This window comes from Rhodococcus mengyinensis, assembly GCF_048381435.1.
Classification (GTDB): domain Bacteria; phylum Actinomycetota; class Actinomycetes; order Mycobacteriales; family Mycobacteriaceae; genus Rhodococcus_F; species Rhodococcus_F opacus_D.
Map to the genome: position 1 here is coordinate 123,007 of NZ_JBLWIT010000121.1, position 24,522 is coordinate 147,528.

A 24,522-nucleotide genomic window follows, 5' to 3' on the forward strand; every position below is an offset into this window, starting at 1 on the left:
ACGACTCCTCTTGCCTCAAACTTGAACGACGTTCAAGGTATCAGGTCGGTGCGGACAACGGTGCGGCAGACTCCGCGGCGTCGCCCTGGTCGGGCGTCGTACGCGACCCGGCCCGCGCCGCTCCTATTCCCGCCGCGACCACGAAGCAGATACCGGCGACGGCCGCGTGGTCCGGAATCTGGTGCAACACCACGAGCCCGATGATCAACGCGAACGCCGGTTCCAGACTCATCAGCGTCCCGAACGCGGCGGTGTTCAGCCGGCGCAGGGCGAGCATCTCCAGCGTGAACGGCACGACCGGCAGCAGTATCGCCAAACCCAGCCCGATGATCAACAGGTCCGGCGTCATCTTTCCGAGCATCGACGGCCCGCCCACCGCAGTCGCGACCAACCCGGCGACCGGCATGGACACCGCGAGCCCGTTGAGACCGGCCACCTCGTCGCCCACGCGCTGGGTGAGCACGATGTAGAGGGCCCAGCACGCGGCCGCGCCCAGCGCGAACAGGATTCCGACCGGGTCGACGCCGCCGGCCCAGGGTTGCGTCAGCAGCAGCACCCCGACGGCCGCCAATGCCGGCCACTTCAGGCGCCCGCGTCCGTGCAGAACAGCGACGCCGAGGGGCCCGAGGAACTCGATCGCGCTGGCGGTTCCCAGCGGGATCCGGTCCACCGCGGCCATGAACAGCAGGGTGACCGCCGCCGTGACCACTCCGAGCAGGACACACGCGCCGAGGGACGAACGCGTGAACGCCTTCGGACGAGGCCGCACGATCACGGCCAGCAACACCCCCGCCCATGCCAGGCGCAACCAGGCGGCACCCTCGGCGCCGACGCGTTCGGACACGCCGACGGAGATCGCGAGTCCGCTCTGCACGCACAGCATCGAGGTCAGCGCCATCGTCGCGCCGACGTGGGTCGAGTTCCTGGTCATGCCTGCATTGAATGACACCTCGACCGTTCACGTCCACGTGACTTTCATGGACAAACCGTTCGGATATCGCGAACAATGCGTGGGTGGATACCCGACGCCTCCATCTCCTGCTTGAGCTCTCCCGTCTCGGCTCCATGCGCGAGGTCGCCGAGACACACCGGCTGACCACCTCGACCGTCTCCCAGCAGATCGCCGCACTGGCGAAGGAGACGGGTGCGCAGCTCGTCGAACCGACCGGCCGCCGGGTGCGGCTCACCCCGGCCGGTCGCCGGCTGGCCGACCACGCCGTCACCATCCTCGCGGCCGTCGACGCCGCCCGGCTCGACCTCGACCCCCACGCCGAGCCGGTCGGCACCCTGCGCGTCGGGGGTTTCGCGACGGGCATCCGGGTGTCGCTGCTCCCGGTCGTCGCCGAACTGGCACGCACCCACTCTCAGGTGGACGTGGTGATCAGCGAGTACGAGCCGGTCGAGGCGTTCGCGTTGCTCGCCGACGACGAACTCGACCTCGCCCTGACCTACGACTACAACCTGGCACCGGCATCCCCGGGCACCGCGCTCGAGGCCGTCCCGTTGTGGTCGACTCCCTGGGGACTCGGCGTCCCCACGCCCGCCGGGAACGGACCCGCAGACGTCGCCGCCTATGCCGGTTCGCCCTGGATCGTGAACTCCCGCAACACTGCCGACGAGGACGCCGTCCGCACCCTGGCCTCGCTCGCGGGTTTCACACCGCACATCGCCCATCAGATCGACAGCCTCGACCTCGTCGAGGACCTCGTCGCCGCCGGCTACGGGGTGGGCCTGCTGCCCGCCGACCGTCCCACGCGCAAGGAAGTCACGGTCCGCCCGCTCACCAACCCGAAGGTCGTGCTGACGGCCTACGCCGTGACCCGTCGTGGGAGGTCGACCTGGCCGCCGCTCCGGTTGGTCCTCGACCGCCTGGCCGCCGTCACCGGTTTCTAGCGGGAGGCCACGGCGGAAGCCGCATCCTTCAGGGTGCGGGCCGCGACCTGCAGTCCTTCGAGCTGTCCCAGTTCGACGTCCTCGTGTTCGATGTTGACCGCCATGTCGTGGTCGACCCGCTGCAGCGCGGCGAGGAAACGGGACCAGAAATCGACGTCGTGTCCGCGGCCGACGGCGACGAAGTCCCACGCCGAGTCCTCGGGCCACTTGTTGACCACGTGCTTGCCACCGAGTCCGGTGGGGTTCTGGTCGGCCGGGATCCGGGTGAACCGGTCGTCGAGAACACCGTAGATCTTGCAGTTCTCGTTGATCCGGGTGTCCTTCGCGGCGGCGTGGAAGACGAGGTCGCCGAGCCAGTCGACAGCGGCGACCGGATCGATGCCCTGCCAGAACAGGTGCGACGGGTCCATCTCGGCGCCGACGTTCGTCGCACCGGTCTTCTCGACCAGACGCTTCAGGGTCGGCGGGTTGAACACCAGGTTCTGCGGATGCATCTCGATCGCGACCTTGACACCGTTCTCACGGGCGAGCGCGTCGATCTCCTTCCAGAACGGCACCGCCACCTGATCCCACTGGTAGTCGAGGGAGTCGAGATAGCCGCTGTCCCATGTGTTCACGTGCCATGCCGGCCACTGGCCGCCGGCGTGCGCGGCGGGCAGCCCGGACATCGTGACCACCCGATCCACACCGAGCAGGCCCGCCACCTTGATGGCGTTGCGCAGGTCCTCGGCGTCCTCGGGGCCCACCTCGGGATCCGCGTGCAGCGGGTTGCCGTTGCAGTTCAGGCCGGCGATGGAGACGCCGGTCTCGTCGAAGACCTTCAGGTAGTCCTGCGGTGACACCTCACCGGAGAGGAGTTCCTTGACGGGCAGGTGCGGGGTGGGCAGAAATCCGCCCGCGTTGATCTCCGCGCCCTCGAGCCCGAGGGACGCGATGGTCTCCAGCGCCTCGCGCAGGCTGCGGTCGTGCAGGACGGCGGTGTACACACCGAGTTTCATGAGGGTTCCTTGCGTCGTGGGAAGAAGTTGCGGTTCAGTAGTTTTGCGGTTCAGGGTTGTGCGGTTCAGCCGATCTTGACGGCTGCTCCGTCGGCGCGGGCGGACTCCGCGACGGCGGTGACGATCTGCATGCCGCGCAGGGCGTGGGCGAAGGACGGCAGCGGGCCGAGGACGTCGATGCCCGCGATCTGGTCGAGGAACGCCCGGGCCTGGTAGGCGAAGAACTCCGCCTTGCCGTGGCCGACTCCGCCGGCATCCATCGGCAGGCCACCCTGGATGTACGGGTGCTGCGGTCCGATGATCACCCGACGCTGACCGTTCACGGTGCGGTCGAGGCCCTCGCTGGACACCGAGAATTCCGCGGCGCGAGCCAGGTCGAACGCCGCGGAGCCGGACGTCCCGAACAGCTCGAAACCGAGTCCGTCCGGAAGCTGGTGCGCGACACGGGAAGCGGAGAACGTGCCGACCGCGCCGTTTTGGAAGCGCGCCGTGAACGTCGCGAGGTCCTCGTTCTCGACGGGTGCCATCTCACCGGTGGTCTCGGCCTTGGTGTGGCCGTAGGTGACTCCGGCAGGCACGGGACGCTCCGTGATCACCGTGGTGAAGGTCGCGCCACTGATCTCGACGATCGGCCCGCAGACGAATTCGGCCATGTCGAGCAGGTGGCTGCCGACGTCTGCCAGCGCGCCGGTTCCGGGACCTCCGCGGTACCGCCAGGTGATCGGCGAGGCGGGGTCGAGGCCGTAGTCGCACCAGTAGTGCCCGTTGAAGTGGATGATGTCGCCGAGGCGGCCCGTCGCGAGTTCGTCGCGGATCGCCTGGATGGCCGGCGACCGGCGGTAGGTGTACCCGACGGTCGCGATCGTGTCGGCGTCCGCGGCGGCCGCGACCATGGCCTCGGCGTCCGCGATCGACCCGGCCAGGGGCTTCTCGCACAGCACGTGCTTCCCGGCAGCGAGGAGGCCTTCGACGATCTCCCGGTGCAACTGGTTCGCGACGACGACGCTCACTGCGTCGATGTCCGGCGATTCGGCGATGGCCTGCCAGCTGTACTCGGCCCGCTCGTACCCGTACCGCTTCGCGGTGTCGTCGGCGACTGCCTGGTTGGTGTCGGCAATCGCGACCAGACGCACGTCGGGGCGGTCGGTTCCGAACAGCGTCGACGCCATGCGATATCCGGCGGCGTGTGCTCGTCCGGCCATGCCGCCGCCGATGACGGCGACACCGATCGAGTTGGAAGTCATGAGTGGAAGCCTTTCGGTGTGATGTTGACCCGGCGGGAGTGCACGTCGGCTACCCATAGACACCCGCACGAGTGTGAAGACGCCCTCCGGCTAGTTCGGTCTATTTAACCGGTCTAGTACGACTACTATGAGCTGAGTCACGACACCCTGTCAACCCCCGCCCCGGCGGGCCGGCTAACAGGCCGCACCCCTTGACGAACGCCCCCTTCCTGCGCACACTGAACAGAATTTCACTGAGTGTCGATTCAGTGAATAACAGTTCACGAGGGGGCGTGGAGGCCATCGTCGCAGGCGGAGGTGTGTCCGGGACCGCGACTGCAATCGCATTGCGCCGCATCGGCTCCGACGTCACCCTCTACGAAACACATCCCGACCCGGCAGGACAGGTGGGCTCATTTCTGAGTCTGGCATCCAACGGACTGCGGGGGCTGGAGGCGCTCGGTTGCCTGGACCAGGTGCAGCAGGCCGGTTTCGCGGTGCCCACTCAGCGAATGTGGTCCGGTACGGGCAGGCTGCTCGCGGATGTTCCGCGCGGACGGCTGTCGGGGGATCCGCTGTTCAGCGCGACGCTGATGCGCGATTCCCTGGTCGAGGTGCTGCGGAGGTCGGCTACTCGGTCGGTCCTCGATCCGGGCGCGCCCCGACCCGTATACGGCGGGCTCTACAGCGTCTCGGGCGTCGCCGACGGCGTCCCGGCCGAGACCGGCACGTTCAACATGGTCTTCGCGCGCTGCGGCGCCTTTCTCCACATCCCGGCTCCGGACGGAACCGTGTGGTGGTCCGCGCAGGTTGCCGATCCCCGGCACCGAAACCGACAGATATCGGCGACGACCGGTGGCTCGACCGACTCGCCGAGCTGTACCGGTTCGAGCCGAAAGCGCTCGAGATCATCAGGGCGACCACGCAATTGCACCGTCCGACGCTCATGCACACGCTGGCCGAAGTCCCCATCTGGCACGACGAACGCGTCGTCCTCGTCGGCGACGCCGCCCACCCGGTCGGCGCGGGGCAGGGCGTCTCCATGGCCATCGAAGACGCCGTGGTCCTGGCTCGGGCACTCGCCGATGCCGACTCGACCGGGGAAGGTTTCGCCGAGTACGACCGGCTCCGCCGCGCCCGAATCGGGAAGATGGCCAAGGCGGCCCGCACCAACCGCGACGCCAAGACCGTCGGCCCGATCGCGCGCCGGTTTCGCGACCTCGTCATGCCGGTCGCCTTCGGGCACTTCTACGAAAGGGCCACCACCTGGCTCTACACCCACGATCTGGGCACATTGCCCGCGCAGGCGGTGCAAACCCGGCCCGCCGAACACTGACGGCCGTCGCAGGTCAGGACACGCCCGACCGGGATCCTTCCATCGGCTCGGGCGCGGGCCCGGTGGTACGGCGCGCGACGAGCCGCGGGCGGAGGACGGTAGCCACCGATTCGGTCCTCCCCCGGTCCAGCCGCTGGATGACCGCATCCACCGCGGTGGCGGCCTGCTCCCGCGGTTGCTGATTGACCGACGTCAGATCGATGTGCGCCAGCTGGGCGAGCACGCTGTCGTCGTATCCGGAGACCGAGACGTCTTCGGGGATCCGCACACCCCGGCTGCGCAGTTCGCCGATCAGCCCGATGGCACTGCGGTCGTTGGCCGCGATCACCGCGGTGGGAAGTTGCGACCGCCCGAGCAGAGTGCCCGCGGCGACCGTTCCGGCGCTGTCGGTGAAATCGCCCTCGACGACGTCGATATCGAGTCCGTGACGACGCATGGCACGGGTGTATCCCGACCTCCGGTCGGCTGCAATCGTGCCCGTACCACCGCTGAGGTGCGTGATCCGGCGGTGTCCCAGCTCCACGAGATGGTCGACGACCGTGCCGATCCCCTTGCCGTCCGCCGTCCGCACGACGTCGACGGCGCCGTCACCGACGCGGCGACCGACCACGACCACCGGTACCCGCTCCCCGAGCGTGTCGAGCACGTCGGTGCCGAGTTCGGTGCCGAGCAGGATCAAGGCTTCGCAGCGGAAATCGAGCAGCGTTTCGACGACTTTCGGTTCGGCGTGCGTGGGAGTCAGGGCGCCGAGCACCACCTCGTACCCGTGCTCGTCGGCGGCGGCGACGATGTACTCGACCATCTCGGCGTGGAAGCTGTTGCGAATATCCGCCATCACACCCACGAGGTGGGTTCGCCGGAGCGACATCAGTGCGGCCGTACGGTTCGGTCGGTACCCGAGCTCGTCCGCGACGTCGAGGACCCGCTTCCGCGTCTCCGCACTCGGCCCGGGAACACGCCGAAACACCATGGAGACCAATGCCTTCGACACGCCCACCCGGTCGGCGATGTCCTGCATGGTGACGGCCTGCCGGGGCATCGGAACGGAGCCGCCACTCCGGGCGTCGTCGTCGCTTCGCATGTGCAGACCCTTTCGCTCGCCGAGCACGAGGCACACCCAGAGTATCCGACATAGACCGAAGTACTAGACCGGGCTACCTGACCGGACCTGACATCCCGAACACCGGCGCCGGTCTCAGCCAGTAGTTACTTCGACAACTGCCAGGGCAGAGTGTGGTCATGGATTCACGGGAGAACGGCGACGCGCTGGGGGTACTCGCCGATGCGATGGTCGGCGAACTGACGGCCGACTCGGCCGCAGTGCGCGATGCGCTCGACCGGGTCGCTGCCGGTCCGGCCGACCGGGCGGCGTTCGCGGAGAAGGTGCGCCGGCACCAGGTCGAGCTGACGCGTTTGCGGCGACGGGAGCGCGAACTCGGGGTGTTGTTCTCGAGCGCCCGTGAACTCGCCGAACTCCGTGACATCGACGCACTCCTCGGGCGGTTGGTGAGCCGCGCCCACGAGATGATGGGCACCGACGTCACCTACCTGTCCGAGTTCGATCCGGCGACCCGTGAGCTGAACGTCCGCAAGACCGCCGGCTCGGTGACGCCGCAGTTCCAGCACCTGCGCGTTCCCCCGGGAATGGGGCTGGCCAGCCAGATCGCCGATTCCCGTGCCGCGCACTGGGTTCTGCGTTATCAGGATTACGCGGAGGGACCGCACGAGGAACTCATCGACGACGCGGTCGCAGCCGAAGGGATCGTGTCGATCCTCGGGGTGCCGATGCTGTCCGACGGTCACGTGCTCGGTGTACTGTTCGCCGCCACCCGCCAGGAGTACGCCTTCACCCCGGACGAGATCGCCGTGCTGTCCGCGCTCGCCGATCACGCGTCGGTGGTGCTGCAGACCGCCAGCACCCTCGAGCAGGTTCGCAGGTCCGAAGACGAGGCCCGCACGGCACTCGACCGGCTGACCGACTACCTGCAGGTCCGCGACCGGTCCACCGTGGTGCACCAGGAACTCATCGAGGCGGTTCTGGTCGGAGGCGGATTCGAGCAGGTGGCCGACACGCTGTCCACGGCGCTCGGGCGAACGGTCACGATCGTCGACCGGGATCTTCACGCCGTCGCCTCCCACCCCCCGCCGGACGGGCAGGTGTCCGTCGAGTTGCCGCCGGTGGTGCTCGACGCCATCACGAGGAGCCGGACCACCGGCCATTGTGTTCGCGTCGACGACCCCGGGACGACGATCGTGGCCGCTGTCATCGCGGGCGAGTTGTACTTCGGCGCGGTGCTGGTCGGGTCCGGGGACCTCGAACTGGGACCGGTCGACGAGCGCACCATCGAACGCGCCGCGCAGGTCGGCGCACTGCTGGTGCTGCAGCAGAACGCGGTCGCCGACGCAGACCTGCGGGCGCGCGTCGAGTTGGTGGCGGACCTGCTCGACCCGGCGCCCGAGCGGCGCCGCGATCTGGAACGACGGGTGCGCGCTCAGCGAGTCACGCTCGCCGCCCTCGACACCGTCGTGCTGATCTCGGTCCAGGCCGAGAACCGTGCCACCGCCGCCCGCGCGGCCAGCGCCTTCGTCGGTGATCGCGGCCTGGTCGGGGAACACGCGGGTGTCGTCGTGGCCGTTCTCACCACCACCGCCCCACCCGAACTCGTCGCGGAACTGCGCGACTACCTGCGCGAAACGCTGCACGGCCCGGTCCTGGCGATCACGACGCCGCGGGCGGAGTCGCCGGACGCGCTCCCCGCCCGATTCGAGTCCGGGCTCCGCACCGCTCGCCTGCTGGCGGCGCTCGACACCACCGACGCGGCGGTCAGCACCGATGCGTATCTGCCGTATGCGCTGCTGTTCGACACCGATGCGCGGACGCTGAACGCGTTCATCGACGAGACCATCGGTCCGGTGCGCGCGTACGACGACGGTAAGGGCACAGACCTGCTCGCCACCTTGCGCGCATTCGTCCGCAACGAGGGCAGCCCGACGAAGACGGCGCGGGCTCTCAACTACCACACCAACACGATTTTGCAGCGCCTCCACCGACTGGAGATGCTGCTGGGGCCCGAGTGGCGGAGCGACGAACACCTGTTCCGCATCTCGGCTGCGGTCCGCCTCGACGAACTCCGGGAACAGTGACAGTCACACATTCCTGAAGGAAATACATGTGCGATCGATACATGTCAAGGTCGGCGGAATGCCCCTACCGTGTGAACCGAAGCACATGACAGGGTTGTCGTCGGGACGCACCACACATCCGGCCGCCCGTGATTTACGTGGAGGAACACAGTGCCCGTCAACAGCCGCATCCCCGGCCTGAAGGATTCCAGCGCGCAGCAGCGCCGCACGGTGGTCGCCGAGAGGACCGGCCTGTCCGACCTCGACGTCGCCGTGTTCGATCCCGGGCAGGGCCTCGGCGTCGAGCAGGCCGATCACATGATCGAGAACGTCGTCGGGGTGATGGGGATCCCGGTGGGTGTCGCGACCAACTTCACGGTCAACGGGCGTGACCACCTCGTGCCGATGGCCACCGAGGAACCGTCCGTGGTGGCGGCGGCCAGCAACGCCGCCCGGATGGCCCGGGTGCACGGCGGCTTCCACACGTCGAGCACCGACCCGGTGATGCAGGCCCAGATCCAGCTCCTCGACTGCCCCGACCCCGAGGCATCCCGGCTGCGGATGCTCGAGGCCCGCACGGAGATCATCGAACTGGCCAACGCGCAGGATCCGATGCTCGTGCGATTCGGCGGCGGCGCCCGCGACCTCACCGTCCGACTCGTCCCGACGCGCACCGGCGTGCACGTCGTGGTGCACATTCACGTCGACGTGCGAGATGCCATGGGCGCCAACGCCGTCAACACCATGGCCGAGGCCATCGCTCCCCGGCTCGCCGAGATCTCCGGTGGCCGCACCCTACTGCGGATCCTGACGAACAAGGCGGACCTGCGCATCACCCGGGCCCGGGCGGTGTTCGACAAGGACCTGCTCGGCGGCGACGAAGTGGTCGACGACATCGTGCATGCGTCCGCGCTCGCCGAATCCGACCCCTACCGCGCCGCGACCCACAACAAGGGCATCATGAACGGCATCACGGCCGCCGTCCTGGCCACCGGCAACGACACCCGCGCCGTCGAGGCGGGCTGCCACTCGCATGCGATCGCCGCGGACGGCCGGTACACGGCGCTCTCGCACTTCGAGAAGACCGCGGACGGTCACCTCTCCGGCACCCTCGAGGTGCCGATGGCCGTGGGACTGGTCGGCGGCGCCACCAAAGTTCACCCCGTCGCGCAGGCCGCGGTGAAGATGCTCGGCGTGTCCACCGCCTCGGAGCTGGCGGACGTGATCGTCGCGGTGGGACTCGCGCAGAACCTGGGCGCCTGCCGTGCGCTCGCCGCCGAGGGCATCCAGCGCGGCCACATGAGCCTGCACGCCCGCACCATCGCCGCCTCGGCCGGCGCCACCGGCGACGAGATCGACGTCGTGGTCAAGCGGCTCATCGACGACCAGCGCATCCGGGTCGAGCACGCGGAAAAGGTGCTCGCCGACCTTCGTTCCGGACACTGACATGACCACTCCCTCGGATCTCGAACCGGGGTGGCGTCCGGCGCCGCACGAGTTCGCCGACCCGTCGCTGCCCTCTGCGGTTCGCGTGTACGAGGTCGGACCGCGCGACGGGCTCCAGGCCGAGTCGACGCTCGTACACACCGCGGTCAAGGCCGAGTTCTGCCGTCGGCTCGTGTCCGCCGGTATCCGAACACTCGAGTTGACGAGTTTCGTTTCCCCGAAATGGATTCCGCAACTCGCCGACGCCGAAGCGCTGATGTCGAAACTCGACCTCCCCGACACCGTCCGCCAGGTCGTGCTGGCCCCCAACGCGCGGGGACTGGAGCGGGCGCTTGCCGCCGGCGCCCGGGATATCGCCGTCTTCGTCAGCGCCACCGAGACGTTCGCCGCCAAGAACCTGAACACCACCGTCGCCGGGGCACTCGACAACGCCCGGCCGGTGGTCGAGGGTGCGCGTGCCGCGGGTATCGGCACGCGTGGCTACATCTCGATGTGTTTCGGTGATCCGTGGGAGGGGTGGGTCGATCCCTGCCGTGTCGCCGACATCGCGGCGGAACTGACGGGCATGGGATGCTCGTCGATCTCGCTCGGTGACACGATCGGCGTCGCCACCCCCGGACACGTCCGCGCCGTGCTCGACGCAGTGCAGGCCGCGGGCGTTCCGGTCGGCTCGATCGCGGGACATTTCCACGACACCTACGGCCAGGCGCTGTCCAACGTGCACGCCGCGCTGATCGCGGGAGTCACCGAATTCGACACCTCGGCAGGAGGTCTCGGCAGATGTCCCTACGCGAAGGGCGCCACCGGGAATCTCGCCACCGAGGACCTGGTGTGGATGCTGCACGGCCTCGGCATCACCACGGGCATCGATCTCGACGCACTGACCGACACCACCCGCTGGATGGCCGGGCACATCGGCCATCCCAGCCTGTCGCGGGTGGCGACGGCCCTGACCGCCGCCCGCTCCTAGAGCACGACACCCTCACACGGAAGAACAGACGATGTCCATCGAAAGCCAGTCCGCACCGCAGGCTCCCCCGCCCACCGACGATCAGACGCCTCGGCCTCGTTACCTCGAGGTGTGGGGCGACACGGTGGCCGGGCGAGATCTCGCCGTCTCCGTCGTCATCGGCATCGTCGTAAGCGTCTGCGCGCTCCTCGGCGCAACCGCACTCTTCAACTCCTTCGTCACGGATTCGTCTCTGGCAGAGGCATATGCGCTGCTGGTCGGGATCGCCGCCTGCCTCGTCGCGGGCGTCGTCAGCGGGAAGCTGTTCCGCCCCAAGCGGAACATCGCCGTCGACTCGTCCGAGGGCGACACAGTCGGCTACGTCATCCGGGTGCTGCAGGACGAGCGGCAGGGGCTGGGGTCGGTCGGCGACCTGCCCGCCCAGACGGTCCGGGAGTTGAAGGATCTCGACCTCTACGACCGGTTCGTCGAGGCGGAGACGCAGGCACGCGGGACGGGAGGACGATCATGAGTGTGCTGTTCACCAACGACGTCCTGATCGCGATCGCGCTCGGCGCGATCGGCGCCATCGTGTTCTCCCTGATCGGGCTGGTGTCCGGGACCGACGAGACGGCCACCATCGCCCCGCTGACGCTGCTGGTCATCCTGCTCGGTGCCCCGCCCGCGGCGGTGTTCACCTTCTTCCTCGCCGGCGCCGTCGCCAAGCACATGACCCACGCGGTGCCCACCACGTTGCTCGGCATCCCCGGCGACACGATGGCCGTGCCGCTGATGCGGGAGGCGCGGTTGCTGCGCAGCCTCGGTGTGCCGCACATCGCCCTACGCAAGGCGATCTCGGGTGCGATCATCTCCGCGTTCATCGCCGTCCCCGTGGCGGTGCTGTTCGCCACCCTCCTCGCACCGGTGGCGGACACGGTCCAATCGGTGGCACCCTGGTTGTTCCTCGTTGCCGCCGTCGCGATCGCCTACACGACGCCGGGCAAGTGGTCCGGCGTGGCCGCGCTCGTGCCGTTCGTCGTCCTCATCCTGGCGCTCAAGTCGCTGACGACGAGCTACGACGTCTCCCTGAACATCAGCTACTTCCTCGGCATCGCGGTCGGCCCCCTCATCGCGGACCTGTTCCTCGTGCTGGGTGCGTCGGGACGCAAGGACATGGCCCGCACCGAACCGGCGACGGTCTGGCTCGCCCCGGAGATCAAGGGGTGGAAGGGATACTTCCCGAACCCGTTCCGGATGCTCGACGGAAAGCAGACCGCACAGGTCGCGGCGACCGCGACCGTCTCGAGCGCCACATTCGTCTTCAGCCCGGTCGCGATGACCGTGCTCATGGGCGAGGTCGTCGGATCCCGGGTCAAGCAGGGCTACCACCGGTTGACGTCGGTGATCGCCGCCCGCAACGGAACCACCGAATCCACCTACATCGCCGAGGCGCTCATCCCGCTCATCGCGTTCGTCTGCCGCTGAGCCCGGTCGCCGCGGGGCCCGCCGCCCCGCTGTTCAACGCGCCACCGGTCTTCACCACCGACGACGGCACCGGGCAGATCCGCAACCTGTCCACGGCACTGACGAACTGGGAGTTCCTGCTCTACGGTCTCGGCGCGGTGGTGATCGCCGCGATCATCGCGTACCCGTTCGCGATGAACTTCGCTCACCGCGCGGCCACGCTCGTCGTCCGGTACGTCAGCCACGAGGCGATCATCGCCACGTTCACCGGCCTGGTCGTCGTCATCAGCGTCTGGGAGGGCGGCATCCTCGGCCTCGCCGTCACCCTCACCGTCGGACTCGTCGGAGGCCTGCTGTCGCGGGCGTTCAAGATCCACGCAGGCGTCCTGTTCATGGGGTACTACGTGGCAGTCCTCAGCGTCCCCGCCATCCTCGCCCTCTGACCGCGCCGACTACGCGGTGATCAGGTCGATGGCGACGGCCGCTCCCTGCGGATCGACGACCGCGTCGAGAATGGTCTTCTGCGTCTGGGTCAGGTGCTCGGTGCAGGCAGCGGCAGCCGCCGGCCCGTCGCCGGCGAGGATCGCACGGCACATCGACAGGTGCTCCGCCAGCGAGACGTCCAGACGAGCCGGGCGGGAGTGGGCGATGTTGCGAAGCCTCTCCGTGTGCGGCCGGAGTTCGGCAATCGATCGGGCCAGTTGCGCGTTCCGGGTGTGCGCGATCACGGCCTGGTCGTACGTTTCCGTGAGTTCGTAGAAACGATCTCGCCGGGACTCGGACGGGGCCTCCTCGGAGATCGCCCCGAGTGCGTCCGCTACCTCTTCGAACTGCCGCCGGGCCGCGGCGTCCCGGGCGACGGCCTCGGCGACCATGCGCGCGGCGGCCGCCTCGAGCAGGATGCGTAGCTCGAACAGGTCCCGAACGCTTTTGATCGAGATGGGAGCGACCCGTGCGCCCTGCCGGTCGATGAGCGAGACCAGCCCCTCCCCCTCGAGCCGAAGGAAGGCCTGGCGAACCGGGGTGCGAGACGCCGAGAACCGCGCGCCCACGTCGATGGCACTCAGCGACTGGCCCGGGGACAGGGACCCGTTCAGGATGTCCTGCCTGAGCTGCTCGTATACCTGCTCGCTCTTGCTCCCACCCGTCATGCATACATCCTAACGTTCGCAGTGGCATCCGTTAAGGTATACATTGATGCACACTATAGAGCAGGGACAGCATCCCGGAGTAGGCGTCCACCCGTGAACGACGTGCAATCCCCCGAACGATCCGTGCCGACGCGCACGGCCGCACTGCGTCGTCACGGACTCCGATGGTTCGCACTGATCGCACTCTCGATCGGCGGCTGGGCGGTCGGCGAGAGCGTCGGACTGACAGCGGCCGGACTCTTCTCGGCTCTGATCGTCGGGGCGACCCTGGCCGTCACCGGCTGGGGCCCGTCCCGCGTGCCCCGCCCGCTGGGGAGCCTTGCCCAGGGAGTGCTGGCGAGCGCGGTCGGGCTGATGGTGCACCGGGACACAATCGCCGCCCTGGGCTCGATGTGGGTGCCGGTGGTCTCGATCGCGGCCGCGACTCTCGCGCTCAGCGTGGCGGCCGGCGCCCTCCTCGCGCTGCACCGCGACGTGGACGCGGTGACCGGATCCCTCTCCATGACCGCGGGCGGCGCCACCGGACTCGTCGCGATGGCCCGCGAACTCGGCGGCGACGACCGGGTCGTCGCAGTGGTGCAGTACCTGAGGGTGGCGCTCGTCGTCGTGTCGATGCCGATGATCGTCACGCTCGGTTTCCGCGCCGATACCGGCACGGACACCGTGACAGGCACCGATGCCGGCGGGTCCGAATGGTATGTGGCCCTACCATTCCTGGCACTGTTCATCGTGGGCGGCACCGCCGTGGTGTCACTCGTGCGACTACCCGCTCCCGCGACGCTGGGTCCGCTGGCCGTGAGCGCCGGGTTCGAACTCGGCGGCTGGAGCGACGCGGTCGCGGTCCCGCCGATGCTGATGACCGGCGCGTTGATTCTCATCGGCTGGCAGGCCGGGCTCGCGTTCGACCGGGCGAGCCTGCGGGCGATCGGACGAATCCTGCCGTATGCGGCGCTGCTCACGCTGCTGGTAGGGGCGGCCTGCGCCGGCTTGGGCGTCCTCCTCTCCCACCTCACCGGTGTGAGCCTCCTCGAGGCCTATCTCGCCACCACGCCCGGTGGCCTGGCGGCGGTGCTGGCCGTCTCGGCGTCCACCGCCTCCAACGTCACGTTCGTCGCGGCCGCGCAGGTGTTGCGCCTGGTCATCATGCTCGTCACCACCCCGATCATGGCGAAGGCGTTTGCCCACTTCAGTTCTCGGCGTCGACGAGCGTAGTTCGGGAATCCTCTCCGGACAGCACGGTCCGGCCTGCGTCCGGGCCGTCTCGACCGGAGAGGATTCCGGACACCCCGAGTGTCGTTGCAGTGTCTCCGGACTCGGGGTGCACCGGGAAGCGGGTTCCTCGAATGTCGGCGCATGGCATCTACCTCCGATTCTTGTCGGCAGCTACCGGGCTGCACGGTGGGTGGGTGTCGGATCGGTCAGCCGTAGACCCTCGAGATGAAGGCATCGAGGTTGTCGCGGACACGCTCGATCCTCTCCTCGGGCTCGAGATCCTCGCGATACTGCCTGCCCAGCGCGGGCGACTTCTTCCGGCGCGCGTAGAGCGAGCACGCGAGATCGGCACACATGTAGGTGCCGATCGAGTTGCCCCGGCGTCCGGATTCACCCGACTTGCGGGCGGTCATCAGCGAGACGCCGCCATTGGCGTGCGTGGTCATACAGACCGTGCACATTTGCGCGCGGCGATAACCGCCCGTTTCGTAGCGCAGCGCGACGCCGACCAGACCGCCGTCCCGTGGCACGACCACATAGCAGCGGCCCGGAAACGACGGGTCACCCCAGCCGAGGAAGTCGAGATCGTCCCAGGGCCGATCGTCCAGGTCACGAGGGACGGGCAGACGCTTGGCGTCGCCTTTGGAGCAGTTGATGAACGACGACCTGATGTCGCGTTCGGTGACGGGTTCCATGACGAGATGAACTCCTTCTGTCGACGGGTTACAAAGCCACGTGACAATACGGACCGCAGTGAGGTCGAGCAACGGATTTTCGACGGTCCAGGTTTCGCGGGACGCGCTCCGCCCGGCGCAGGCAACGGGAACCATATTCAGAAAAACCCGGACGCAGTTGAGTAATTCTTTCAATAACAGGGGAAAGGTATGTTTCTGGCATCGAATGTGGAACACTGGTCTGATCGGAACCCAAGCCGAGAACGCTGTAACCACGGTGCGAATCGGTGGGTGCGGGGCCGGGGTGGGAGAACAGCATGGTGACGAATTCGGACGCCGCGCACACGTCGAGGCGCGAGGCCGGCACGGAGTCCGTACCGGGCCGCGACCGGGAGCGACCACCGACCGTTTCGCTGTGTATTCCTGCCTATCAGGCGGAGCGTCATCTGCAGACGACGCTCGACAGCGTTCTGGCGCAGACCTTCACCGACCTGGAAGTCGTGATCGTCGACAACCACAGTTCGGACGGCACCCGCGATATCCTGGAGAACGTCCACGACGACCGCGTCCGGATTATCCGGAACGCGGCGACGGTGCCGATGGTGGACAATTTCAACCTCGCGATACGCGAGAGCCGAGGACGGTTCGTCAAGCTGATCTGCGCCGACGACACGATCGAGCCCGATTGTGTCGCAACACAAGCCGCGGTGCTCGAGGCCGACGACGGCGTGGCGCTGGTGTCCGTGCGAACCGATTTCATCGACGACGAGGGCGTGCTGCTGCGGCCGGCCCGGGGGCTCGGGGGAATCGTCGGGCACAATTCTGGACAAACGGTAGTCCGGCGAATCGTCCGGAGCGGAAGCAACCCCGTCGGCCCCCCGGTGGCCGGGATGTTCCGCCGGGTCGATTTCGACCGGTGCGGCGGCTTCCGGGGCGAGCTTCTCTTTCCGATGGAGCTCGACCTCTGGTCGCGGCTCGTTCGAAAGGGTGACTTCGTCGGTGTGCCGCGCACGCTGGCATCCTTCCGGATCGGCAGCGATTCGAACACCGCATTGACCTCGGCACGTTCACAACTCGCCCAGCAGCTCGAGTTCACGAGTCGATTGATCCACGATCCCGAATGGCAGATCCCGCTGTCCGACCGAGTACTCGGCCGGATCAACTCGTATGACATGCAGATGCGGCGAAGTCTACTGTTCGCTCTCAGCGCGCTCCGTGCATCGAGACGTCGGCGCGCGCTCGGATCGGAGAAGGGCCGCGAACGGCCGGGGTGAATCCTCTTGAACACGAACAGATCACCGCAACGAACAGCCTCCGGAGCACCGCATTCGTCCGGAGAGAACCCAGACTTCAGCAGGACGCGGGCACGCGAAAGCCCCTATGACGCAACGGACGTGAAGGCGATGGATGCACACGTGACCGAGATTCACCCCAACGACAATCCGAGGAAGACTACGCCCAGGCCGACCGTATCGGTGGTGATGCCGGCACTGAACGAAGCGAAGAATCTGCCGTTCGTCGCGGCCCGGATGCCGGCCGACATCGACGAACTCGTGTTCGTCGACGGCAACTCCGTCGACGACACCGTTGCCGTCGCGAAACGATTGTGGCCCGAAGCGAAGGTCCTGACGCAGACCCGAAAGGGCAAAGGCAATGCGCTGGCCTGCGGTTTCCTGCATGCCACGTCCGACATTGTGGTGATGATCGACGCAGACGGGTCCACCGACCCCGCCGAGATTCCGGCGTTCGTCGACGCGCTGGTCCGCGGTGCGGACTTCGCGAAGGGCAGCCGGTTCATCGCAGGCGGTGGAAGCGCAGACATCACGTTCACCCGAAGACTGGGCAACCGGATGCTGAATTCCTTCGTCAACATGGAATTCGCTGTCTCGTTCACCGACCTCTGCTACGGCTACAACGCGTTCTGGCGCCGGCACGTCAGCGTGATGTCGCTGCCCGCGACCGACCGCCCCGACGCCCACTGGGGTGACGGCTTCGAGATCGAGACGCTGATCAACGTCCGGATGGCGACATCCGGTCTCGGTATCGTCGAGATACCGAGCTTCGAGCGGCGCCGGATCAGTGGCAAGAGCAACCTGAACGTGGTGCGGGACGGTTTGCGGGTACTGCGCACCGTTCGGATGGAACACCGCAACGGGACGAAGATGACGGCGAAGTCGGCCGAGCGGCCGACCTCACTCACCCGCCGGTCCGTCTACTCGTGGCGGTCCCGCGATCGCGGTGATTACGTTGCCCGATGAGGTCCCGGCCACCGGGCATTCGCTTCTGGACGCGACCGACGAATTCGATGCGGAATCCCTTTCGGTCGTCATCTGCGCCTACACCACTCGGCGTTGGTTCGACCTGTGCCGGTCGGTGCAGTCGGTGCTGTCCCAGGACGGTCCCGATCCCGAACTCATCCTGGTGATCGATCACTGCGACGAGCTGTATATCCGCGCGTGCAACCGATTCCGCACCGACACGCGGGTAACAGTCCTGGCGAACGCGGATACCCGGGGACTGTCCGGGGCACGCAACACCGGTGTCCGAGCCGCCCACGGCGACGTGATCGCGTTCGTCGACGACGATGCCCGCGCCGAGCCGGGGTGGGCACAGGCCCTCATGCATCACTACCGGAATCGCGGAATTGCCGGCGTGGGCGGGTACGCGGTCCCGAGTTGGTCCGGGGCGCGTCCCCCGTGGCTTCCGGAGGAGTTCGACTGGGTCGTCGGCTGCAGCTACGTCGGTCAGCCGACACGGGTCGCGCCCGTCCGCAACCCGATCGGCTGCAACATGTCGATGCGCCGCTCGGTTCTGTACGCCGTCGGCGGATTCAGATCCGAGGTGGGCCGCGTGGGCTCCGTTCCCGTGGGCGGTGAGGAGACCGAACTCTGTATCCGCATCCGGTCGAACCCGGATTCGAACCAGATCCTGTTCGATCCGGACATGCGGGTACAGCATCATGTGTCGGCGGACCGGGCCACTCTGCGGTATTTCGTGCGGAGATGCCATCACGAAGGACTGTCGAAGGCTGTCGTCGCGGAGCTGACCACCGCAGCGGACGCGCTGAGCAGCGAGCGCACCTACACCCTCCATGTCCTACCGCGTGCGGTGCTGCGTGAAGGCCTCTCGATGCGGCGGGACGGACTCGCGCGGGCAGCCGTCGTGCTGTTGGGCCTGGCGGTCACGACCGCCGGATACGTTCAGGGCAGGGCCGCCATCCGGCTGCACACCAGGAGGACCTGATGGATCCCGCCGCACCCGCTCTCACTCTCCGCCCCGCCCTGGACAGTCCCGAGCGGCCGGACTGGGACGGTGCGGTGTGGATAGGTGAAGTGTGGGTCGACGCGATAGAGAACGCCGACCGGACCGGGCGGGCGGCGGGAATTCCGGTCCGCTGCCGGTTGGCGCGCGCGGAGGGCTACGGCCGGGCGCGACTGCTCGCGCGCGCCGACGGACGCCCGCTCGGGTTCGTCGAAATCGAGGTGTCGGAAGGTTCCGTGAACTTCGGCGAGCTCAGGCGCCGAGTCGCGGGACTGCGGGCCACCGAGTCGGACCGCCCTGTGCGGGCAGGTCCGGCTCGCGTGTCCGCGGGGAAGGCCGTGCCGGTGACGGTAGTCGTATGCACTCGCGACCGGGTGTCGATGCTGCGAGCGGCCCTCCGATCCGTACTCGCGGTGGACTATCCGACGTTCGACGTACTCGTCGTGGACAACGCCCCCGGAACCGATGCCACCCGGCAGTACGTACTCGGTCTCGCGGATCCGAGGGTGCGCCTGATCTGTGAGCCCCTCCCGGGGCTCTCACGGGCACGGAACACCGGACTGTCGGTGGCCACCGGCGACATCGTCGCGTACACCGACGACGACGTGGTCGTCGACCCGCACTGGCTCTCCGCGCTGGTCGACGGTTTCAGCCGGGGCCCGAGGGTCTCGTGCGTGTCCGGGATGGTGCCCGCCGGTGAGATCCGGACGCCGGCGCAGGCCTACTTCGATCGACGGGTCGGCTGGTCGGACTCCACCGACGCCCGCATCTTCGACTGGTCGGAGCCACCCGACGACGTGCCCTTGTTTCCCTTCACCGTTCGCTGTTACGGCACGGGCGCCAACTTCGCGGTCGAGCGCGACGTGGTTCGCCGCCTCGGCGGTTTCGACGAGGCGCTCGGCGCGGGTGCCCCGACGGGCGGGGGCGAGGACATCGACATGTTCTTCCGGATTCTGCGCTCGGGCCGCCAACTCGTTCACGACCCGGCGGCGATCGTGTGGCATCGGCACCGCGCCGACAGCGAAGGCCTTCTCGTCCAGTCCCGCGGCTACGGACTGGGACTCGGCGCGTGGCTCGCGAAGATCGCGAGCGATCCGGCAATGGCCACGCTCGCGGCGACGACGGCGGCTCGACGCGGCGGCGCGCTCGTCCGCCACCTCCGCGCCTCGTCGAAAGAGACGGCGCCACCGGCGGACCTCGCGGGACTCCTGCCGGCAGGCATCGGCTCCACCACCGCCAGGTCGATCATGAAGGGCCCCTGGGCCTACCGGTCGGCGCGTCGAGAAGGCCGGTCAGCTGCGCCGATGCGGGAACGGACCGCGCAGCGGCCGACTGCGGTCACCCACCCGAGGGTCGAGCCGTGACTCCCGGCATTCCACATATCGAGGCGCGCCGTGTCGACGCAGAGCACCCGGCCGAGCGGAACCTGCGCCTCAACACCAACTCCCTGATTCTCGCCAACGTCCTGGCGGGAGTTCTCGGGCTCGCCTTCTGGGCCGCGGCCGCCCGGCTGTTCCCCGCCCACGAAGTGGGGGTGGCCTCGGCGCTGATCACGTCCGCCGTGATGCTGTCGACATTGTCGTTACTCAGCATCGACACGATGTACGAGCGGTTCCTGCCGTTGGCGGGCACCCACACCGGCGCACTTCTCAAGCACGGTTTTCTCGTGGTGTCCGCCACGTCCCTGCTGTCGGGGACGGCGCTCGTGGCGTTCGGCCCCCGCGACCCACTGTTCCAATCCGGCTGGGCGATGGTTTGTTTCCCCGTCTTGGTGATGATTCTCGGGGTGTTCACGCTGCAGGACAAGGCCACCGCCGGACTCGGGGTGGCGAGGTGGTCGGCCGCGAAGAACGCCTTCCATGCGGCGGCCAAGCTCGTCGTCCTGCTCGCACTGGCAGGCACCGACGTGGCGGTGTCCATCGTGTCCGCGTGGGGCGCGACCGCAGCGGCGGCGGCACTGTGCATTCTGGTTGCGCTGCACCGACGATCCCGCTCCCACCCCCGGTTCCTGGCGGCACCGAACCTGCCGCCCCGCCGTGAACTGTGGTCGTACTTCGGTTCGTCCTTCGGCATCACGGCGCTCTGGGCGATCGGACCTCTCGTGGTGCCGCTGATCGTGGTCACGCAGGTCGGCGCCGAGGCGAATGCGTACTTCGCGATCGCGTGGGCGATGATCAGCGCGCTGTACCTGATGGTGCACCTGGTGGTCAGCCCGTACGTGGCGGAAGTCGCCGCCCACCCGGGCAGGGTCGCGTCGCTGTCCCGCCGATTGGTGCGCACCCTCGCGGTGGTGGCGTGTGCCGGCGGGGTGGGACTGGTGGTCGTCGGCCCCCTCCTCCTCGGTGTCGTCGGCGCCGAGTACCGCACCCACAGCACCGGATTGCTCTACCTCGCCGGCGTGTTCATTCCCCTGTCCGTGGGGGGCGCCGTCTACGAGGGACTTGCGCGGGTGCACCGCAGGCTGACGTTGGCACTGGTCGTCCGCGGCCTCTCCACGTTGGTCATCGTCGCCGGCTCCGTCATCGGCACCCGGGCGATCGGTGTCGTCGGCGTCGGCTGGGCCTACCTTGCCGCCGAGGCGGTGTCGGCGCTGATTCTGATCGGTCCGGTGATTCTCTGGCTTCGGCGGGCCTCACAAGAGCGCGGGTACGACGAGATTCCCGCAGACGATCCGGGAGGTGAGCGAGTTGAGTAGACGATCGTGGGTTCGAGCGGCCCGTGCGTCGCTGATCGGCGTGAGTGCCGTTCTGATCGCACAGGCGGCAGCTCCACCCACCGACCTTGCAGTGCAGTCGGTCTCGTCGTACCAGAAGCAGCAGGCTCTCATGTTCGACGACTTCAACGGCCCCGCCTGGGCGCCGCCGAATCCGCAGTGGTGGTCGTACGACACGGGCGGCGGCGGCTGGGGCAACGGCGAGTCCCAGACCTACACGTCCGCACCCTCGAACGTCCGATTGGACGGTGCGGGGCACCTGGTGATCGAGGCCCGCAACGACGGCGGGGAATACACGTCCGCACGCGTGACGACACAGGGACGGACGTCCCTCCTCTACGGCCGCGCCGAGGCGCGCGCCAAGCTCCCCCGCGGATCGGGAATGCACCCGGCCTTCTGGCTGCTCGGCACGGACCTCGGAGTCGTCGGCTGGCCGGACAGCGGCGAGATCGACGTGGTCGAGACGATCGGCGGTGCCGACCAGCTGTACAGCAGTGTGATCGGGCCGAGGACCTCCGGCGGCGACTGGCAAGCCGGACCGACCACCGATGTGGCGAACACCTTCGTGGACGATTTCCACACCTACTGGGTGGAGAAGGCCCCCGGCCGGGTGACGTTCGGGGTCGACGGCCAGATCACCGGCGCCGTCACCGCGGCCGGTCTCCCACCGGACGAACGGTGGGTGTTCGACAAGCCGTTCTTCCTCCTGCTCAACGTGGCCGTCGGCGGGGAATGGCCCGGGCCTCCCGACAGCAGCACGCCGTTCCCGGCCGCGATGGTCGTCGACTGGGTACGTGTCACCGATGACTAGGTCCGCGCCTCAGCTCGACACGCCCCGGCGCGCGGCAGTCGCGACCACTACGGACGCGGCGGCGCCCGATCCGTACGACACCCTCGCCTTGATATCGGCGGCGGTCGGTGCGCTCGCGCTGGCTCCGCTGTCGCCGGAACTGCGCGCGATCCTGCTCGCGACGTTCGTCCTCACGGGGCCAGGACTTGCCGTGGTGACGTGGATGCGGCTCCAGGCGCCCGCCGTCGCCGCCGCGATACCCCTGACCGGTCTGTCGATGATGACAGGTTTCACCGCGGTACTCGGGTGGGCGAATCGCTGGGTTCCCGTCCCGTTCCTGCTGGCCCTCGTGGCCGGCGTCGCCCTCTCCGCTCTGCTCCACGCGCGACACGTGGGAGGACTCGCCACTCTCGTCCCGACCATTCCCCGGGCAACGGCACCTCGCGGAAACGCACCGCTGCTCTGGACCACGGCGATGCTGGGAGCCTGGCTGGCCGTTCTGCCGGGGTTGATCGACGTGCCCTACTCCGAGTTCGGCCTGCTGGCCGTCGGCACCGGGCCGGGACTCGTCCTCGTCGTCGGATCGATGGTCGGGGCGTTCGTCTGGGCGCTGCGGAGAAACCACCTCGTCACCGCCGCGGCGATCATCGGCGCCGTGATCGTCGTGCAACGTGTGACCGTCAGCCTGATCACCGAGGTGCCGATCTACACCTGGACGTACAAACACATCGGCGTCGTGGATTACCTCCAGCAGCATCAGACGCTTCCGCCGCGCGGTATCGACGTGTACGGCGAATGGCCCGCCTTCTTCACGGCATTCGCGTGGTTCGGCGAGATCACGTCCGTCGATTCACTAGTGGTTGCACAATGGTTCGCCCCGGTGATCCATGCCCTGCTGGCGTTGCTCGTCGGCGCCCTGGCGATGTTGCTGGGGCTGGAGCTCCGGCACGCGCTCGCGGCGGCAATGATCACCGAACTGGTGAACTGGGTGGGGCAGGACTACTTCGCCCCGCAGGCGTTCGCACTGCTCATGGCGGTCGGCATCCTCGCGCTGCTCATCGCCTCCCGGACCTGTCATCATGCGGGTTACATCGCGCTCCTTGCGTTTGCCGCCCTCATCCCGACGCATCAACTGACGCCGTACTGGCTGCTCGGGGTGATCGTGGCACTGGTCGTGACTCGGCAGATCCGACCGTGGTGGCTCCCCATCCCGTATCTGGCAATGCTCGTCGGCTACCTCGTGCCACGCATGTACGTCGTGCTCCCGCACGGGTTGTTCTCGGGCGTCAATCCCGTTGCCAACGGATCCAGCAACGTCGAGTACGCGGGTTCCCTCGGCAAGCTCGTCACGTCCACAGTGTGCCGAGGACTGTCCGCCGCGGTGATCGTCCTCGCCGTCGTCGGAATAATCGTGTGGTGGCGTCAGGGCCGGCCGTTCCTCGCACCGGTGATCATCGCGTTCAGTTCGTTCTCCCTGCTCTTTCTGCAGAACTACGGCGGCGAGGCCATCTTCCGGGTGTACCTGTATGCACTGCCCGGGTGCGCGATCCTGATCGCTCCCCTGTTCCTCGCGGTGATCACCCGCACGGGTCGTCATGTCGCGCTCCACCGGGCGACCGCGGCGGTCGCCGCTGTGGGCCTGTGCGGCGCGGCCGTCGCGGGGCTGCAAGGCTATTACGGTCTGTGGTCGCTGGTCGTGGAGTATCGGTCGCAGGTCACCCTTTTCGACGACCTGACCGCAGATATTCACGGCCCCGCCATGATCACCAGCCTGGATTCGGCGGGATTCCCCAGTCGCGCCACCGCCGACTACGCCGATCTGGCCAAGCACGATCAGGACTTCGACACGCCGATCGTCGATCGCTGGCCGGAGTTCCCGAAGGACTTTCCCGATGCCCGCCAGTTCGAGGACATCACATTGGTGGCGGAATCGAGCAGTGCAGAAACCTATTTCGTGTTCACGACGCAGGCACTCGACGCCATTGACTACTACCGGTACTTCACCCCGGAGGCAGTAGCGAAATTCGAGAGTCAGTTCCGGCACAGTCCGCAGTGGTCGATCCGACTGCAGGACGACCACACGATCGTCTACCAATTCGACCGCACCGGTTCGGGCACCGTCAGCACCGGCGGCTGAGAAGCCAGAAACGAGGTCCAGGAACAAAGAGTGCATTAATAACAGGGCATAGGTTTGTTTTAGTCCACAAATGTGGAAGACTGGTCTGATCGGAACCCGAGCTGGCAACGTCCCTTCGAGGCGAGTCGGCCGGTAGGGGCCGGGGCGGGAGA

General features: G+C 67.9%; 22 protein-coding genes and 1 pseudogene. 17 read left to right on the forward strand and 6 right to left on the reverse strand.

The window, feature by feature from the left end:
* Positions 1 to 40: 40 nt before the first annotated feature.
* Positions 41 to 931, reverse strand: a complete 891-nt coding sequence (locus ACNJ7E_RS27535; protein WP_418341454.1) for an EamA family transporter — start codon at positions 929 to 931, stop codon at positions 41 to 43.
* A gap of 83 nt (positions 932 to 1,014) precedes the next feature.
* On the opposite strand from ACNJ7E_RS27535, the gene ACNJ7E_RS27540 reads away from it, so the two are divergent.
* The gene (locus tag ACNJ7E_RS27540; protein WP_283351666.1) at positions 1,015 to 1,893 is read left to right on the forward strand and encodes a LysR family transcriptional regulator; all 879 of its coding nucleotides are present in this window, start codon (positions 1,015 to 1,017) and stop codon (positions 1,891 to 1,893) included.
* Here ACNJ7E_RS27540 and ACNJ7E_RS27545 read toward each other — a convergent pair.
* Complete coding sequence (locus ACNJ7E_RS27545; RefSeq protein ID WP_418341455.1) at positions 1,890 to 2,891, reverse strand: sugar phosphate isomerase/epimerase family protein; 1,002 nt, start codon at positions 2,889 to 2,891, stop codon at positions 1,890 to 1,892. The two genes, ACNJ7E_RS27540 and ACNJ7E_RS27545, sit on opposite strands and share 4 nt — an antisense overlap.
* Positions 2,892 to 2,956: 65 nt before the next feature.
* Positions 2,957 to 4,135 carry a Gfo/Idh/MocA family protein gene (locus ACNJ7E_RS27550; RefSeq protein ID WP_283330927.1) on the reverse strand — a complete coding sequence of 393 codons (1,179 nt, stop codon included), beginning with the start codon at positions 4,133 to 4,135 and terminating at the stop codon, positions 2,957 to 2,959.
* A gap of 299 nt (positions 4,136 to 4,434) precedes the next feature.
* Here ACNJ7E_RS27550 and ACNJ7E_RS27555 point away from each other — a divergent pair.
* Both ACNJ7E_RS27555 and ACNJ7E_RS27560 read left to right on the forward strand, forming a co-directional pair.
* Positions 4,435 to 4,479: pseudogene (locus ACNJ7E_RS27555) on the forward strand (hypothetical protein); the annotation flags it as partial.
* A gap of 428 nt (positions 4,480 to 4,907) precedes the next feature.
* Positions 4,908 to 5,450: an FAD-dependent oxidoreductase gene (locus ACNJ7E_RS27560; RefSeq protein ID WP_418341456.1), complete on the forward strand. Its 543-nt coding sequence runs from the start codon at positions 4,908 to 4,910 to the stop codon at positions 5,448 to 5,450.
* Between the two features lie 13 nt (positions 5,451 to 5,463).
* Here ACNJ7E_RS27560 and ACNJ7E_RS27565 read toward each other — a convergent pair whose 3' ends face one another.
* Entirely contained in the window at positions 5,464 to 6,531 is a 1,068-nt protein-coding gene (locus ACNJ7E_RS27565) for a LacI family DNA-binding transcriptional regulator (RefSeq protein ID WP_280780680.1), read from the reverse strand.
* Positions 6,532 to 6,689: 158 nt separating this feature from the next.
* On the opposite strand from ACNJ7E_RS27565, the gene ACNJ7E_RS27570 reads away from it, so the two are divergent.
* The 6 genes from ACNJ7E_RS27570 (at position 6,690) to ACNJ7E_RS27595 (ending at position 12,875) form a co-directional block, all read left to right on the forward strand.
* Complete coding sequence (locus tag ACNJ7E_RS27570; RefSeq protein ID WP_418341457.1) at positions 6,690 to 8,594, forward strand: helix-turn-helix domain-containing protein; 1,905 nt, start codon at positions 6,690 to 6,692, stop codon at positions 8,592 to 8,594.
* 150 nt (positions 8,595 to 8,744) lie between these two features.
* On the forward strand, positions 8,745 to 10,019 hold the full coding sequence (locus tag ACNJ7E_RS27575) for a hydroxymethylglutaryl-CoA reductase, degradative (RefSeq protein ID WP_418341458.1): 1,275 nt from the start codon (positions 8,745 to 8,747) through the stop codon (positions 10,017 to 10,019).
* 1 nt (position 10,020) lies between these two features.
* Complete coding sequence (locus ACNJ7E_RS27580; RefSeq protein ID WP_418341459.1) at positions 10,021 to 10,989, forward strand: hydroxymethylglutaryl-CoA lyase; 969 nt, start codon at positions 10,021 to 10,023, stop codon at positions 10,987 to 10,989.
* Positions 10,990 to 11,020: 31 nt separating this feature from the next.
* Entirely contained in the window at positions 11,021 to 11,500 is a 480-nt protein-coding gene (locus tag ACNJ7E_RS27585) for a hypothetical protein (protein WP_418341460.1), read from the forward strand.
* Complete coding sequence (locus ACNJ7E_RS27590) at positions 11,497 to 12,453, forward strand: tripartite tricarboxylate transporter permease (protein ID WP_418341461.1); 957 nt, start codon at positions 11,497 to 11,499, stop codon at positions 12,451 to 12,453. Before ACNJ7E_RS27585 ends, ACNJ7E_RS27590 begins: the two co-directional genes overlap by 4 nt.
* Before the next feature lie 137 nt (positions 12,454 to 12,590).
* Positions 12,591 to 12,875 carry a hypothetical protein gene (locus tag ACNJ7E_RS27595; RefSeq protein WP_280780679.1) on the forward strand — a complete coding sequence of 95 codons (285 nt, stop codon included), beginning with the start codon at positions 12,591 to 12,593 and terminating at the stop codon, positions 12,873 to 12,875.
* Positions 12,876 to 12,884: 9 nt separating this feature from the next.
* Here ACNJ7E_RS27595 and ACNJ7E_RS27600 read toward each other — a convergent pair whose 3' ends face one another.
* Positions 12,885 to 13,583, reverse strand: coding sequence for a GntR family transcriptional regulator (locus ACNJ7E_RS27600; RefSeq protein ID WP_418341462.1), 699 nt, complete (start codon positions 13,581 to 13,583; stop codon positions 12,885 to 12,887).
* Positions 13,584 to 13,676: 93 nt separating this feature from the next.
* Between ACNJ7E_RS27600 and ACNJ7E_RS27605 the strand changes: the two genes are divergently transcribed.
* Positions 13,677 to 14,795 (forward strand): AbrB family transcriptional regulator, encoded by a 1,119-nt coding sequence (locus tag ACNJ7E_RS27605; RefSeq protein WP_418341463.1) that lies wholly within the window; start codon positions 13,677 to 13,679, stop codon positions 14,793 to 14,795.
* A 206-nt stretch (positions 14,796 to 15,001) separates the two neighbouring features.
* Here the strand turns inward: ACNJ7E_RS27605 and ACNJ7E_RS27610 are convergent, their stop codons facing one another.
* Complete coding sequence (locus ACNJ7E_RS27610) at positions 15,002 to 15,490, reverse strand: FBP domain-containing protein (RefSeq protein WP_280780676.1); 489 nt, start codon at positions 15,488 to 15,490, stop codon at positions 15,002 to 15,004.
* Between the two features lie 296 nt (positions 15,491 to 15,786).
* Between ACNJ7E_RS27610 and ACNJ7E_RS27615 the strand changes: the two genes are divergently transcribed.
* The 7 genes from ACNJ7E_RS27615 (at position 15,787) to ACNJ7E_RS27645 (ending at position 24,370) form a co-directional block, all read left to right on the forward strand.
* Positions 15,787 to 16,743, forward strand: a complete 957-nt coding sequence (locus ACNJ7E_RS27615; RefSeq protein ID WP_283351655.1) for a glycosyltransferase family 2 protein — start codon at positions 15,787 to 15,789, stop codon at positions 16,741 to 16,743.
* A gap of 129 nt (positions 16,744 to 16,872) precedes the next feature.
* Positions 16,873 to 17,727: a glycosyltransferase family 2 protein gene (locus ACNJ7E_RS27620; protein WP_418341464.1), complete on the forward strand. Its 855-nt coding sequence runs from the start codon at positions 16,873 to 16,875 to the stop codon at positions 17,725 to 17,727.
* The gene (locus ACNJ7E_RS27625; RefSeq protein WP_418341465.1) at positions 17,717 to 18,712 is read left to right on the forward strand and encodes a glycosyltransferase family 2 protein; all 996 of its coding nucleotides are present in this window, start codon (positions 17,717 to 17,719) and stop codon (positions 18,710 to 18,712) included. The genes ACNJ7E_RS27620 and ACNJ7E_RS27625 overlap by 11 nt, the downstream gene beginning before the upstream one ends.
* Entirely contained in the window at positions 18,712 to 20,094 is a 1,383-nt protein-coding gene (locus tag ACNJ7E_RS27630) for a glycosyltransferase family 2 protein (protein ID WP_283330921.1), read from the forward strand. Before ACNJ7E_RS27625 ends, ACNJ7E_RS27630 begins: the two co-directional genes overlap by 1 nt.
* Positions 20,091 to 21,425: a lipopolysaccharide biosynthesis protein gene (locus ACNJ7E_RS27635; RefSeq protein ID WP_418341466.1), complete on the forward strand. Its 1,335-nt coding sequence runs from the start codon at positions 20,091 to 20,093 to the stop codon at positions 21,423 to 21,425. The genes ACNJ7E_RS27630 and ACNJ7E_RS27635 overlap by 4 nt, the downstream gene beginning before the upstream one ends.
* The gene (locus ACNJ7E_RS27640) at positions 21,409 to 22,254 is read left to right on the forward strand and encodes a glycoside hydrolase family 16 protein (RefSeq protein WP_418341467.1); all 846 of its coding nucleotides are present in this window, start codon (positions 21,409 to 21,411) and stop codon (positions 22,252 to 22,254) included. Before ACNJ7E_RS27635 ends, ACNJ7E_RS27640 begins: the two co-directional genes overlap by 17 nt.
* Positions 22,247 to 24,370: a hypothetical protein gene (locus tag ACNJ7E_RS27645; RefSeq protein ID WP_418341468.1), complete on the forward strand. Its 2,124-nt coding sequence runs from the start codon at positions 22,247 to 22,249 to the stop codon at positions 24,368 to 24,370. Before ACNJ7E_RS27640 ends, ACNJ7E_RS27645 begins: the two co-directional genes overlap by 8 nt.
* Positions 24,371 to 24,522 lie beyond the last annotated feature (152 nt).